This is a genomic window from Salipaludibacillus daqingensis (genome assembly GCF_029891575.1).
Lineage (GTDB): Bacteria > Bacillota > Bacilli > Bacillales > Salisediminibacteriaceae > Salipaludibacillus > Salipaludibacillus daqingensis.
In genome coordinates this window covers 626,339-640,329 of record NZ_JARZHF010000001.1, presented here as the reverse complement: position 1 = coordinate 640,329, position 13,991 = coordinate 626,339, and the positions used below count along the sequence as shown (strand labels likewise).

The window sequence follows — 13,991 nt, the reverse complement described above, 5'->3', positions numbered from 1 at the left end:
TATAACTTTCAAAAAATAAAAACATCCAGCTTAGGACGATTCATTCCTAAACTGGATGTTTTCAATTATTTGAAGATGTTTCAATGTTTTTTGATATTGGCACCAATTTCCCATTTTCTTCCGTGAAATCTTCTTCAAATTTTGAGAGAGATTTTTCAAAAATAGTAATAAAATCAGGACCATAAACATGTTTTACAATACTGATCAATTCGGAAAACTCTGGGAACTTCCCGTACAGTTCTTTAATTGGTAAGGATCCACTGTAAACGCCATACGTATTAGGATTATAACTTTCAAAAGTTTCTAAAAGAAGTTCTTCTCCTTGAGGAGTTAAATAGACGTAAGTATTACGCTTATCAGTTTGTCTTTTAGAAAAAGTAAGCAAATGGCGTTCTTCAAGTTTTTTTGAGAAATTAAACGCTGTTGATACGTGCATGACGCCAAACTTAGCTATATCTGAGATAGATGCACCTTCTAAATGATAGGCAATCCACAAAATATGGTGCTCATTAATATTTAAATCAAACGGTTTTATCCATGTTTGCCAATCCTTTTCAATAGATTTCCAAAGTGCTTTACTTAACTGAGCAATTTTGTGACTAAACATAATAGACTGTTTCATAGACTGCATAGGCGGCTGTTGTTCCATATTTCCCCTCCATTCATTTGTCTAAGTGAGATAGTTTAGTAATTTAGGATAATAACATGACATTTTCTCACTAATATTGAATTTTGCTTTGCTAAATATAAATTTTCTAAAAATTCATTACTTTCCTAGGAAAATGATATTAACATCATAACATAATATTTGTTTCATACTCAATATCATTTCTGTATTTTCTGAAAACTTACCTTATTTTATTTTAGATAGCATTAATTTATATTATAAAGCTGTAGTAGTCGTAATTATTCTCTAAAATATAATTAGTCAAAATGAGAAAAAGCAACAGAATAGAAAATGCACCTTTGATATCTAAGGATTATTAGGTATCAAAAGGTGCATGGAATAATGCAGAGAGTATTATTTTAATTAGAAATAATAATATTATAGAAAACTAAAGTTCTTTTATAATGTTAAAAATTCATCGTTTAGCTCTTAGATATGTTTTTCCATGAACGTGACCATGAAATCGCGAAGAATTTCCACATGTTTTAAAGGTACGGCATTATAATTAGATACTCGACATCCACCAACAGAGCGGTGACCATTTAAACCGACAAAACCAGCTTCTTTCGCTTCATTTAAAAACAGTTTCTCAAGTTCTTCATTTTCTAAGCGGAACGTTATGTTCATAAGAGAACGAGAAGATGCGTCTGCGTGACCAGTGAAGAAACCATTAGATTTATCGATGGCATTGTAAATCATCGCTGCTTTCTCTTCTGCTCGTCGTGCCATTTCAGTTACTCCACCACATTCGGCAATCCACTCGGCGACGAGACCAGTTATATAGACTGCAGCCGTAGGAGGTGTGTTATATAGCGAATCACTTTTGGCATGCTGCTTGTATGAAAGAGACGGAGGAAGTTGAGTATTTGCCTTTTCAAGGAGTGTCTTTCTTATGATTACAAGAGTGACTCCTGACATGCCTGCATTTTTTTGAGCACCTGCATAAACCATATCTAAATCTTCCCAAGGGATGTTTCTACTAAGAACGTCACTTGACATATCGACGATAACAGGGACGTTTTTCTTTTTTGGAAATGTTGGCCACTGCGTTCCGAAAATGGTATTATTGGACGTTAAATGCACATAAGCTGTATTTTCAGGTAAGTCTGAATAATCGGTAGGAGGAATACATCTGTATTGACTATCCTTTGAACTAGATAATGTATGAACATTTCCTAATGCACTAGCTTCCTTTAAAGCTTTTTCTGACCAAGACCCTGTTAACACATAACTTGCTGTTTGGTTTTTATCAAGAAAATTTAATGGCACCATCGAGAATTGAAGACTAGCGCCGCCTTGTAAAAATAAAATTTCATATTCCTCAGGAATTTCATAAATATCTCTCAGCTTGTTCATAGCACCAAAATGGATTTTTTCATACAGAGGACTTCGATGGCTCATTTCCATCACGGCCATACTTGATTGCTCAAAGTTGAACATTTCTTCTTTCGCCTTTCTTAAAACGGGGGCTGGAATAGAACTTGGTCCAGCATTGAAATTATAAACAGTTGTCACGTTACAAAACCTCCTAGTTAGATTCTTTAACAATTTCTCTAAACTTTCTGAAAATCCTTTATTAAAATAAAATTGTACGAGAAATTTTCTCGTACAATGTATAACATGCCTTAAAGATTAGATTTTATCGTTTCAGCGATGTTTTGTAAATCATCATTTGAGTATTGGCTACTATGATCATGCCAAACCGCCCCAAATCCATCTCCTTTTCCAAAACGAGGAAGAAGGTGAAGGTGATAATGGAAAACAGATTGTCCGGCTGCTTCACCGTTATTATTGAGAATGTTTAACCCAATAGGGCTATATGCTTCTTTAATGGCTTTAGCAATTTTCGGGACGACTTTAAAAAGTTTTTGCGCCGTTTCTTCAGACAATTCATAAATATTTTCCTCATGATTTTTGGGGATGACTAACGTATGTCCCTTTGTTACCTGACTCAAATCCAAGAAAGCTAATACGTGTTCATCTTCATACACTTTCGCAGATGGTATTTCTCCAGCAGCGATCTTACAAAAAATACAATCATCTTTTTTAGCCATAGGAATCACCTCTTTGATAAAATGATTTGTTAAAAATGAAAAATATATGTATGGACGACTTATCTTCTTTATATCCTACCATATTTTATGATCGTTTGCTTTTCAAGTATACGAGTTTTCGATATAGTAAAGAATGGAAGAACTGAATGTGAAAAGAGGAGGCTGCAGACGATGACTGAATTATTAAATGTTCGTAACATATCAGGGGGATATCAGAAAAGTAAACCTGTATTACATGACGTCTCATTTACTGTTAAACCTGGTGAAATGGTTGGGTTAATTGGATTAAATGGTGCTGGGAAAAGTACAACGATTAAACATATCCTCGGATTGATGGAACCACATGATGGAGAAGTTCGTTTACTTGGAAAAACAATGGCTGAAGATAAAAATGATTATAGACAAAATTTAGCATATATCCCTGAAACGCCTCTATTATATGATGAAATGACATTATGGGAGCATTTGGAATTGACGGCTATGGCTTATGGTTTATCAGAAACTGATTTTAAAGAAAGAGCTGACAACTTATTAAAGGAATTTAGAATGACGAAAATGACTCACTGGTTTCCTAGTCATTTTTCAAAAGGAATGCGTCAAAAAGTGATGATTATGAGTGCTTTCTTAATTAAACCTTCGATATATATTGCCGACGAACCATTCGTAGGCCTTGATCCAATTGGTATTAAATCTTTTCTTGATCGAATGATCACGCTAAGGGAAGAAGGTTGTGGTATTTTAATGTCCACACATATTTTAGCAACAGCAGAGAAATACTGTGATCGATTTTTGTTCCTTCATCAAGGGAAAATCATCTTACAAGGGACATTAGCGGAGTTACAAGAACAAGCTAATATGCCTGGTTCGGACCTTGATGATATTTACGTCGAGGTGACAAAGGAAGATCGTCATGTCTAATGTGATCAAATTATGGGAGAAGCGTCGCGGTGATTATTGGACGATGGCCGTGAAGTACCTTCGACTAATAGGAAATAGTGGTTTTCTATTTACAATTTATTTGCTATTTGTCTTTGGTAGTTATTATTACGGTCAGTTTCTTCAATGGCTTCCTGAAACATTCCCTTCCGTCTTATTTTTCACGCTTGTGTTTACGTGGTTATCGACAAGGGGAAGAGTTCGAACATTTATGAAGCAAGGAGATTTAATCTTCCTTACACCTATAGAAGGTAAACTGGGAGGTTATATTCGATCTTCCATCAAATATAGTTGGATGATGGAAACGTTTTGGTTATCTTTAAGTTTGCTTTTGTTAGCTCCGTTGTTTTTCGATCGAATTAACGAAGCAGGAAGTTCGTTAATTGTGATTTTAATATTGTTAAGTACACTTAAGTTATGGAATTTAGCGACGAGTTTTCAAGAACAACGGATTCTTGATAAGACCCAATACTTGAATCACACATTTATGCGTTTTGGTTTAAATGCAGTTGCGGTTTATGCGCTTTTTTCTCATCAATCTATTTGGTTGATTGGGGCAATAGGAATCCTATTCACCATTTTTTATATTGGCTATTATCGGAAGTTTGCTCGCATGTATAGTTTGAAGTGGGAGAGGCTTGTAGAGATTGAAAATCAGACGGTGATGACATTTTACCGTATTGCTAACAGTTTCACTGATGTACCTAGTTTAAAATCAAAAGTGAAGTTTCGACGTTGGTTGAATCCTGTTTATAAAATGGTCGGCTTTAATAGTGACAAAGTGTATCACTATATATTTGCCAGGTCTTTCATGAGATCGAATGATTACTTTGGAATTTTTATCCGACTAACTTTTATTGGAGGGCTCTTCCTTTCTATCGTAGAAATAGACTGGGGACGGTGGTTTATTGCCGTGTTATTTGCATATATGACAGCTTTACAAATTGAAACGTTAAAAAACCATTATGATACAAGTCAGATGATCGAACTTTATCCAGTGAAAACGGATAATAAATTCAAAGGTCATCAGTTTTGGATGGCTGTACTAGGGACTTTGCAATCGGTTGTTTTTTCCATTGTTGCCGTTATATCTTATGGTTTAATGGATGGCTTCATTATTTTAATCCTTTCATTAGGAGTTTACGTTTATCAAGTTCAGGTTAGGTTATTAAAAAAATACGAAACCTCTTGATCCCCTTATCGTAGGATGTAAGGAAGGGAGGAACAACTTCTATGAGTAATTATATAGACAGGGTTGAGCGGGAACTGTCACGCTGGGAGTATAAAACACTTCGTTCTCCATCCATGCCTGCGAAAGTGAGTAAACGTTGGCAAAACAAACTAAATGAAAAAATTCCTAATAAAGTCCACAATGTGGTTACAGAAAGCATTAAACAAATGGTGAGAGCGACGTTAGCTAGTAGTGATTATTTATCTAACCAAGAAAGACTAATTGATGAATCGTTGGAAGAACGTGAAAATATTTTGGATAAACGAATTTATATGTACAAAAGAACAGCTGCTCTTGAAGGGGCTGGGACTGGATTTGGTGGTATAGCTTTCGGTTTAGCAGATTTTCCATTATTACTAAATATTAAAATGAAGTTTTTATTCGAAGCTGCTAGAATTTATGGCTTTGATTCGGACGAAATGGGAGAGAGGTTATTTCTTCTGTCCGTATTTCAACTTGCATTTTCTCGTGAAGAGAAGAAAAAGCAAATCTTTCATGAAATCATCCAGTGGGAAAAGAGAAAAGAAACTAATGGTAGGTTTACTCACCTAGATGAACTAGACTGGAAAACGTTTCAACTTGAATACCGAGATTTTATTGATTTACCAAAAACGTTACAGTTGATACCAGGTTTTGGTGCGATCGTTGGCGCAACAGCAAACTATCATTATTTGGATATCCTAGCTTACCAAGCAAAAAATTGTTATCGACATCGTCTACTAAAGCAGTAAAAAACCTTGTCTCGAAAGACATTTTTAATTTGCATCTGTTGTCGTTTCTCAAAATCAAAAATAAGCTTTAACCGTGCGAAAAAATCTAGAAAAACGAGTCAGGAATAATATCCTAACTCGTTTTTTTGAGCTATGAAGATGTCATTTTCTCAAATTGACATGATAAACGATATGATCATCCATTCGAAAAAAGCGACAGGTGGCGAGAGAAGGAAAGCTTTCTCTGATAGTAATATCGTATACTTACGGCTTCTTTTCATTCGTCAAAAAAACACACTTAGTTTGAAAGATTCTTTAGTAACTTTGTATAGATAACGAGTCTTTCTTCATGAGTTTTTAATTTCTGGTTAAATACGCCATGACATGTGATTAAGTTAAGTTTTGGTTCACTAGCAGAGCCGAATATTTCAGATATTGGTGCTGCATTTCTAGGATAAGATTCGATAGCGGCCACTTCAAAAACATAGGAATCGCCATTTTCACCTTCCACGATAATATGGTCTCCGATTAACAATTCGTGTAATTCATAAAAAATGGCCGGACCAGTTAGGTCATCTACATGGCCTGCAATAACAGCGTTCCCTATCGCCCCAGGTTTTGAGGTGTTTGTGTACCAAACCGCTGAATCGCTTGTTGATGGAAGTTCTAAATCGCCTTCTTGATTAAAGCTCAATGATTGTACAGGTGCATGTAGATTAATTTTCGGTATATGAATGGAAGTAGGACTGAGCCCCGTATACCCCTCTGTTATATCTTGTGAAAAAACACTATCTGAACTTGATAGTAAAAATACAAGAAGGATAATCTGCCATCTACGATTGTTTATTCCATGGCTGTTGACGAAATAACAAAAATACTGATGTTAATGCAATGAAAATCATTAAGAACCCGCCTAAGATAGTGGAGTCTTCCTTGTAATTTTGAGTTCCTCCCATTCCGGTTGCAGGCATTTCATCAGGGATGCGTTCCATAGATGGATCTGCTAAAACAACCGCATCTAATGAAGGTTCACCTTCAGCTAAACCTACTGCAAAAACGCTATATAGTGTATTCGCTTCAAGTTCTGTTTGTTCTAAAGATAATACAGTATCATCTGACCCTGAAACGTTCACATCTAAATCAACGGTACCAGGTGATAGATCTTCATAATCTGTCACATCTAAGTAGGAAGCATCAGAAAACACTACATTCCCATTGGCTAAAACATCGACACTCGGTGCATCAGGTGATAGATGTCCAACACGCACAGATGTCATTCCTTCTTCTGTCGTCGTTTTATCTTTTATTACTTTCACATCTAAATTTTCTAATTGATTAACTGCTGCTACTGTGTAAGCTTGACTAGATTCAATCGCAAGGGTTGTTGTTAAAACCGGTTCACTGTCATCCTCTGTAGGAAAAATTTCGACAGTGTATTCTCCTGGTGCTAAGTATAAATAATCGGTGGCCGTTTTGAAATCCAACCCCTCAACTACTGTATCACCATTTACTGAGATATTAACTTCTGGAGCATCTGGAGAGGCATGAAGGAGGCGGACCATTCCATCATCATTTCCGTCAGCATGTCCCACCTGTGCAAACGTGAATAGAACAAATAGTACGGTGAGAATGTTTAACATAATCTTTCTTTTGCTCATTTCTTTTCATCTCCTTATAATAATTATTTTCATACAAGAATAGGTTGAACGTTTTATTGGATAATTATGTATAGGAAATTTAAAATGATATATAACGAAAAAACTTGACTTGGGAACTATCATTCCAAGTCAAGTTATATCAATGAATTTTAAAAATTATCAAAAGAATTTTTTTTAATTGCCTTCGAAAGTGCTTAAGACAATGTTGCCTAAAATGGTTGCTCCTTTTAGCATGGCACGCTCATCAATATCAAAATTTGGATGATGATGAGGGTATGCAATGTCCCATTCAGGATTTTGTGCTCCTGTAAAGAAAAAAGCTCCCTTAACGGTACGAAGGTAATAGCTAAAGTCTTCCCCGCCCATTTGAGGTCTTGTGTGTTCTACTTCCTCAATTCCAAGAGAATTTTCTGCAACTTTATGCAAGAATTTTGCTTCCTTTTCATGGTTGATGACTGCAGGATATCCTGGGAAATATTCAAATGTTGCTTTAGCACCGAAGCTCGCTGCAACTCCCTGCACAACTTCTTTCATATCATTTTGAATTTGTTGTTGGATGTCTTCACTAAATGTTCTAACGGTTCCTTCAAGTTCTGCTTTATCAGCAATAACATTAAACGCATTTAATGACTTGAAAGAACCAAAACTAATGACAGCAGGTTCCATCGGATCGACTCTTCGACTAACAATGTTTTGAATAGATTGTACAATTTGCGAACCTATGACAATGGCATCTTTCGTATAATGAGGTTGAGCACCGTGACCGCCTTTACCTTGAACGGTAATTTGAAATCGATCTGCAGCAGCCATAAGTGGACCTTCATTATACTCAATTTTACCTAAGGGTGTTGTTGCCCATAAATGTGTACCATATATGACGTCAACGCCATCTAAACAGCCATCTTCAATCATTGGTTTCGCTCCACCAGGAGCTAATTCTTCAGCAAATTGATGAATGAATACGACATCCCCATGTAATTGTTCCTTCATCTCGTTTAACGCTTTTGCTAAAACGAGTAGTAGTGCCGTGTGACCATCATGTCCACACGCATGCATTGCTCCAGGTACTTTTGATTTGTATGGGACATCTTTGGCATCTTGTATAGGTAACGCATCGAAATCTGCTCTAAGTGCTACGGTAGGGCCAGGTTTAGACCCTTTTAACTTAGCAACAACACCTCGTCTGCCAACGTTTTCACGAACCTCGTGTCCAAGCTGTTTATGATAGCTCGAAATGTATGCAGGAGTTTCTACTTCTTCAAAAGATATTTCAGGGTATTGGTGCAAATGCCGTCTTATATCAATCATTTCTCCATAATATTCCGTTAATTTTTCATGTAGTAGATTCTTCATTTATTCATCCCCTTCAATTCATCTTATTCTGACTACTATATTACCATCCAGTGATTCGATTAAATACTAAACGGAATGAACTGAGATAAATATGCAGCCATGCGAGCAAATATTCCAGAAAACAACATAATACCGAGGATGATCATAATCGCACCACTCGTTTTCTGAATAATAGGTAAATAGCGGTTAATGTTTCGAACTTTATTGATCGACTTAGAATAGATCATTGCTACGAGTAAAAAGGGAATAGCAATACCGAGAGAATAGAAAAACAACAGAAGCATTGCTCCATAAGTATTTGTATTTTGAGCAGCTAACGTTAAGATAGATCCTAATACTAGTCCAATACATGGCGACCAGCCCGCTGCAAAAACGAAACCAAACAATACAGAGCGCCCGAAACTTGTTGATTTAGATGGTTTCATCAATTTTTTTTCACTCATTAAAAAGTTAAGGTTAAATACACCCATTAGTTGGAGACCGAATAACACGATAATGATGCCTCCAAGTTGTTCTAATAGTTTCTGGTTTTGAAAAAAGAAACTTCCAATAAAAGAAGATGAAGCACCTAAAATTAAAAAGATTGAAGTGAATCCAATAATAAATCCGATACTTCTAGTAAAAATAAGTTTACGATCTGCTATAACTTGATTATCTGATATACCACTACCAGTCAGTTGAGCGACGTAAGCTGGTACTAAAGGAAATACACAGGGCGATAGAAAAGAAACAACTCCCGCAAATAGTGCAATCCATAGTGATAGAAACGTAAATTCATTTATTACAAAAATACTCATTAGTTCCATAGTAAGCCCTCCAACGATAAAACATCAATATCCACTATTAATATACACGAAAATCTTCTAAGTTAGAATAATTTTCACTTATTCTTCACAAAGCAATGAAACTTAATTAAACCGGTATCGTAATCTTATGAATAGAAAAGAAAATTCGTCAATTTTTTCAACCTGAAGTATAATGAATTTGATGGAGGTGAGTCTAAGTGAAACGTAAATTTTTATTTACTATCACATTTATTCTTGCAGTTTTAGTCGTTGGTTTTATAAGTTATTTTGCTATTCTAATGTTTGGTAATTATGCTATAGACGAAAAAGATTTAGTAATGAATGAATCAACAACAGTTGTAGATTTAGAGGGACAAGAAATAACGAAACTTTTCCTTGAAAATAGAGAGCTTGTTGAAATTGAACAAATCCCTCAACATGTTCAAGAAGCGTTTATTTCTATAGAAGATCATCGTTTTTTTCAACATACAGGCATTGACTTTCGTGCCATAGGCCGAGCGCTTTATCGAGATATCCTTTCTGGTTCAAAAGCAGAAGGCGGAAGTACAATTACGCAACAGTTAGCAAAAAATGCATTTCTAACTCATGAAAAATCATGGCTTCGTAAAACTAAAGAAGTTTTGATTGCAATTAATTTAGAGCGAAGGTATTCAAAGGATGAAATACTTGAGATGTATTTAAACCAAATTTATTTTGGTCATGGTGCTCATGGAATTGAAGCTGCTTCCAAGCTTTATTTTGATAAAAGTATTTCTGAACTTTCAGTAGAAGAAGGTGCTTTATTGGCCGCATTACCAAAAGCTCCAAGCCATTACTCGCCTTTTTTAGATTATGATAGAAGTAAGCAACGGCGTGATTTAGTCTTAACAATGATGGAACGTCGGGAATATTTAAAAGCAGATGAAGTAGTAAGGTTGCAAGGAAAAACACTTCCTACAGACCAAACGACGATCACAGAAAATCCTGCATATATGTCTTACATTGACCTTGTTTTAAAAGAAGCTTCTGATGAATATCAAATTAGTGAAAAAGAAATCTTAAAAGGTGGCTATGAGATTGTTGTCGCAATGGATCCAGATGTTCAACAGACAACATACGACCATTTTCAAGACGAAGAGACGTTCCCAACATCGATGGGTGAAAAACGTGTGCAAGGAAGTATCGTATTGTTAAACAATGAAACCGGGGGCGTTGTTGGCGCACAAGGTGGTAGAGATTATGTCCGAAAAAGTTTCAATCGTATTAACGAAGCTAGAAGACAGCCAGGATCGACATTTAAACCTGTAGCGGTTTACGGGCCAGCACTAGAAGAAGGGTTGTTTGAACCATATTCCTTACTTAAAGATGAACCTTTAAATTTTGATGGGTACGAACCAAGTAATTTTAACAATACGTACACAGGTGAAATGACGATGTACGATGCTGTGAAAGATTCAGCAAATTTACCAGCTGTATGGGTTCTTGATCAATTAGGTGTTAATACTTCCAAGAGTTATTTGCAAAAGCAAAACATTATCTTTGAAGATGATGGTCTTGGTCTTGCGCTCGGAGGGATGAAACAAGGATTATCTCCATTGCAAATAGCTGCGTCTTATCGAACGTTTGCCAATAACGGCTCATACTCAGAACCTTATTTTATTGAGAAAATTTTTGATCGTAACGGTGAAAAAGTAGCGCAAGTCGAGAAAGAAGAAGTACAAATCATGTCAGCTCAAAATGCGTGGTATATGACAAGAATGCTTGAGGCAGTAACAACAGATGGTACTGGTACAAGTGGGGAGTTCACAGGTGCATTAGCTGGAAAAACAGGAACAACATCTCTTGAGGGCGTTGAAGGAGGAACAAGAGATTTATGGTTTGCAGGGTATACGCCAGAATTATCAGGTGCAATTTGGATGGGTTATGATGAGAATAATTCAGAACATTATTTAACAGAATCTAGTTCTGTTACGACAAAGGCATTCAAGGCAGTGTTAAATGATATCTCGAACAGTGAACAAAACATAGCTTTTGAAAAACCATCAGGGATTAACGATTTACAAGATCCGATTCAATTTGTCCAAATTAGTGATTTATCCGCAGATTTATCATTTGGATTTAGAGGAACTCAAGTACAATTAGAGTGGACAGCAAGTGATGATGAGCGATTACATTATCGTATTTATAAAAAAACAGGTGATGAGTTGGAGATAGTGGATGAAGTAGTGGGAGAAAGTGAGTACACTTTTCGTGGAGGTAGTGTCTTTTCTTCGACCACGTATGTTGTCAAACCATATAACCCTCAAACGAATCAAGAAGGAACTGCTTCCAATTTAGCTGAGGCTAAATTTCAATTGTTTTCTCAAGATGCATCATAATACCTTTAACAAAGAACTGCACCTGTTATGTGAAGCAGGTGTATTTTGTCTCTTAGCAAATAGCAGTAGAAATGTGATAAAAATGTGAAATTACTAGGCGTAGGACTATCTCTTGAAGCGAGTGATAGTGTAAAATCTAATAAGTATGCGTATAATTTGTTTTATGGAAATTTATGATTCAACAAATGAATCATTATTATGTAGATTTGGGGTGTAAGGAATGACAGTAGAATTTAATGATCAATTTTTGAAAGCATGTAAAGGGGAAGCAGTTAGTCATGTACCAGTGTGGTATATGAGACAAGCAGGAAGATCACAGCCGGAATATAGAGAATTAAAGAAAAAATATAGCTTAGAAGAAATTACTCATCGTCCAGAAACGTGTGCTTATGTTACGAAATTACCCGTAGATCAATACCACAATGATGCGGCTATTTTATACAAAGATATTATGACACCATTACCAGCGATCGGAGTAGACGTTGAGATAAAAAAAGGCATTGGGCCTGTCATTGCAAACCCTTTGCAATCGATTACAGATGTAAACCGTCTAGGGAAACTTGAGCCTGAAAAAGACGTAGACTTCGTTTTAGAAACGATTAAATTGTTACGAAAACAATTAACGGTCCCATTAATAAGCTTTAGTGGTGCTCCATTCACTCTAGCAAGCTATATGATTGAAGGTGGGCCTTCAAAGAATTACAATAAGACGAAAGGCATGATGTATTCTCAGCCTGAGGCTTGGTTTTTATTGATGGAAAAATTAGGAGATATGGTGATTACATATGTGAAATCACAAATCAAAGCTGGTTCCCAAGCAATCCAAATATTTGATTCTTGGGTGGGTGCATTGAATCAACAAGATTATCAAACGTATGTGAAACCTGTCATGCAACGAATATTTTCCGAATTAAGAAATGAAGGGGTTCCGTTGATCATGTTCGGCGTCGGCGCACGGCATTTAACAATGGACTGGCATGAACTCCCGTTAGATGTAGTAGGACTAGATTGGCGATATCCTATCCGTGAAGCAAGAGCAGATGGGATTACGAAAACAGTTCAAGGTAATTTAGATCCTTGTGTTCTCATGGCGCCGTGGCAAGTTATTGAAGAGAAAACAAAAGAAATTCTTGACCAAGGTATGAAACAACCTGGATTTATTTTCAATTTAGGTCATGGTGTTTTTCCAGAAGTTGATCCAGAAAAATTAAAAAAACTAACAGCATTTGTTCATGAATATTCAGCTGAGAAACTTGCTCAAACTAATCGATAAAGGATGATTTAGGATGAAAAAAACTGTAGGGTTATTAGTGATGGCTTATGGAACACCCCGAAGCTTAGAAGAAATTGAACCATTCTATACACATATTCGTAGAGGAAGAAAACCGTCCCAAGAGCAATTAGATGAATTAACAGAGCGCTATGAAGCGATTGGGGGAATTTCTCCTTTAGCTAATATTACAACCGAGCAAGCGAATAACCTTGAAGCAGAATTGAACCGACGTTATTCTGATCGACAATTCAAAGCATATCAAGGTCTGAAGCACATTGACCCATTTATTGAAGACGCTGTGCACGAGATGAAAAAAGATGGTATTGAAGAAGCTGTGAGTATCGTATTGGCTCCTCATTATTCTACTTTCAGTGTAAAATCATACAATGGTCGTGCAAAAGAGGAATCGGAATCCATTGATGGACCGAGATTATCAAGTGTGGAAAGTTGGTACGATGAGCCAGGTTTTATTGATTATTGGGCAAAGCAAATCCGTGATACTAGGGATAAAATGACAGACGACGAAAAAGAGCACCATGTTGTGATTTTTTCGGCGCATAGTTTACCAGAAAAAATCCTTCAAAATGGAGATCCGTATCCAGAGCAACTCAAGGAAACAGCGAAACTTATTGCTGAAAAAGCAGATGTGAAAACTTATGAAATTGGTTGGCAAAGCGAAGGAAACACTCCTGATCCTTGGATTGGTCCTGACGTGCAAGACTTAACTAGAGATTTGCATAAAAAAGAAGGGTACAAAGCATATATGTATTGTCCTGTTGGATTTGTTGCTGATCATTTAGAAGTATTATACGATAACGACTATGAATGTAAAGTTGTAACGGATGAAGTTGGGGCAGGATACTATCGACCGGACATGCCAAATGCTAAAAGTGAATTTATTGATGCCTTAGCTACAGTTATTGAAAAAACGTTAGAGGATGAATAA

General features: G+C 36.2%; 13 protein-coding genes. 6 read left to right on the top strand and 7 right to left on the bottom strand.

Features of this window, described 5'->3' with window-relative positions; translation table 11 throughout:
- Nucleotides 1-61 precede the first annotated feature (61 nt).
- From QDN89_RS03295 to QDN89_RS03285, 3 genes are all read right to left on the bottom strand, one after another.
- Nucleotides 62-649 (bottom strand): HTH-type transcriptional regulator Hpr, encoded by a 588-nt coding sequence (locus QDN89_RS03295; RefSeq protein WP_280768645.1) that lies wholly within the window; start codon nt 647-649, stop codon nt 62-64.
- Nucleotides 650-1,096: 447 nt separating this feature from the next.
- The gene (serC, locus tag QDN89_RS03290; protein WP_280768644.1) at nt 1,097-2,182 is read right to left on the bottom strand and encodes a 3-phosphoserine/phosphohydroxythreonine transaminase; all 1,086 of its coding nucleotides are present in this window, start codon (nt 2,180-2,182) and stop codon (nt 1,097-1,099) included.
- 110 nt (nt 2,183-2,292) lie between these two features.
- On the bottom strand, nt 2,293-2,721 hold the full coding sequence (locus tag QDN89_RS03285) for an HIT family protein (RefSeq protein WP_280768643.1): 429 nt from the start codon (nt 2,719-2,721) through the stop codon (nt 2,293-2,295).
- A gap of 171 nt (nt 2,722-2,892) precedes the next feature.
- On the opposite strand from QDN89_RS03285, the gene QDN89_RS03280 reads away from it, so the two are divergent.
- Genes QDN89_RS03280 through QDN89_RS03270 form a run of 3 tightly spaced genes read left to right on the top strand, consistent with a single transcriptional unit; the run spans nt 2,893 to nt 5,619 of the window.
- Nucleotides 2,893-3,639, top strand: coding sequence for an ABC transporter ATP-binding protein (locus tag QDN89_RS03280; RefSeq protein ID WP_280768642.1), 747 nt, complete (start codon nt 2,893-2,895; stop codon nt 3,637-3,639).
- The gene (locus tag QDN89_RS03275; protein WP_280768641.1) at nt 3,632-4,849 is read left to right on the top strand and encodes an ABC transporter permease; all 1,218 of its coding nucleotides are present in this window, start codon (nt 3,632-3,634) and stop codon (nt 4,847-4,849) included. Before QDN89_RS03280 ends, QDN89_RS03275 begins: the two co-directional genes overlap by 8 nt.
- Before the next feature lie 41 nt (nt 4,850-4,890).
- The gene (locus QDN89_RS03270; RefSeq protein WP_280768640.1) at nt 4,891-5,619 is read left to right on the top strand and encodes an EcsC family protein; all 729 of its coding nucleotides are present in this window, start codon (nt 4,891-4,893) and stop codon (nt 5,617-5,619) included.
- A gap of 277 nt (nt 5,620-5,896) precedes the next feature.
- Here the strand turns inward: QDN89_RS03270 and QDN89_RS03265 are convergent, their stop codons facing one another.
- The 4 genes from QDN89_RS03265 to QDN89_RS03250 form a co-directional block, all read right to left on the bottom strand.
- Complete coding sequence (locus tag QDN89_RS03265) at nt 5,897-6,328, bottom strand: class F sortase (protein ID WP_280768817.1); 432 nt, start codon at nt 6,326-6,328, stop codon at nt 5,897-5,899.
- A gap of 103 nt (nt 6,329-6,431) precedes the next feature.
- A complete protein-coding gene (locus QDN89_RS03260; RefSeq protein ID WP_280768639.1) occupies nt 6,432-7,256 on the bottom strand; it encodes a DUF4397 domain-containing protein in 825 nt (274 codons plus the stop codon).
- 174 nt (nt 7,257-7,430) lie between these two features.
- On the bottom strand, nt 7,431-8,609 hold the full coding sequence (locus tag QDN89_RS03255) for a M20 family metallopeptidase (RefSeq protein ID WP_280768638.1): 1,179 nt from the start codon (nt 8,607-8,609) through the stop codon (nt 7,431-7,433).
- Between the two features lie 59 nt (nt 8,610-8,668).
- Nucleotides 8,669-9,415 (bottom strand): cytochrome c biogenesis CcdA family protein, encoded by a 747-nt coding sequence (locus QDN89_RS03250; protein ID WP_280768637.1) that lies wholly within the window; start codon nt 9,413-9,415, stop codon nt 8,669-8,671.
- A 197-nt stretch (nt 9,416-9,612) separates the two neighbouring features.
- Between QDN89_RS03250 and QDN89_RS03245 the strand changes: the two genes are divergently transcribed.
- The 3 genes from QDN89_RS03245 to hemH all read left to right on the top strand — a co-directional run bounded on the left by QDN89_RS03245 (nt 9,613) and on the right by hemH (nt 13,991).
- Complete coding sequence (locus QDN89_RS03245) at nt 9,613-11,772, top strand: transglycosylase domain-containing protein (protein WP_280768636.1); 2,160 nt, start codon at nt 9,613-9,615, stop codon at nt 11,770-11,772.
- 220 nt (nt 11,773-11,992) lie between these two features.
- On the top strand, nt 11,993-13,045 hold the full coding sequence (gene hemE, locus QDN89_RS03240) for a uroporphyrinogen decarboxylase (RefSeq protein ID WP_280768635.1): 1,053 nt from the start codon (nt 11,993-11,995) through the stop codon (nt 13,043-13,045).
- Nucleotides 13,046-13,058: 13 nt separating this feature from the next.
- On the top strand, nt 13,059-13,991 hold the full coding sequence (gene hemH, locus QDN89_RS03235) for a ferrochelatase (RefSeq protein ID WP_280768634.1): 933 nt from the start codon (nt 13,059-13,061) through the stop codon (nt 13,989-13,991).

Excerpts from the sequence above, each read along its gene's own strand:
- QDN89_RS03280 (WP_280768642.1), top strand. The coding sequence starts at position 2,893 with ATGACTGAATTATTAAATGTTCGTAACATATCAGGGGGATATCAGAAA.
- hemE (WP_280768635.1), top strand. The coding sequence starts at position 11,993 with ATGACAGTAGAATTTAATGATCAATTTTTGAAAGCATGTAAAGGGGAA.
- QDN89_RS03260 (WP_280768639.1), bottom strand. The coding sequence starts at position 7,256 with ATGAGCAAAAGAAAGATTATGTTAAACATTCTCACCGTACTATTTGTT.
- QDN89_RS03285 (WP_280768643.1), bottom strand. The coding sequence starts at position 2,721 with ATGGCTAAAAAAGATGATTGTATTTTTTGTAAGATCGCTGCTGGAGAA.
- QDN89_RS03250 (WP_280768637.1), bottom strand. The coding sequence starts at position 9,415 with ATGGAACTAATGAGTATTTTTGTAATAAATGAATTTACGTTTCTATCA.
- QDN89_RS03295 (WP_280768645.1), bottom strand. The coding sequence starts at position 649 with ATGGAACAACAGCCGCCTATGCAGTCTATGAAACAGTCTATTATGTTT.
- QDN89_RS03255 (WP_280768638.1), bottom strand. The coding sequence starts at position 8,609 with ATGAAGAATCTACTACATGAAAAATTAACGGAATATTATGGAGAAATG.
- QDN89_RS03270 (WP_280768640.1), top strand. The coding sequence starts at position 4,891 with ATGAGTAATTATATAGACAGGGTTGAGCGGGAACTGTCACGCTGGGAG.
- hemH (WP_280768634.1), top strand. The coding sequence starts at position 13,059 with ATGAAAAAAACTGTAGGGTTATTAGTGATGGCTTATGGAACACCCCGA.
- QDN89_RS03275 (WP_280768641.1), top strand. The coding sequence starts at position 3,632 with ATGTCTAATGTGATCAAATTATGGGAGAAGCGTCGCGGTGATTATTGG.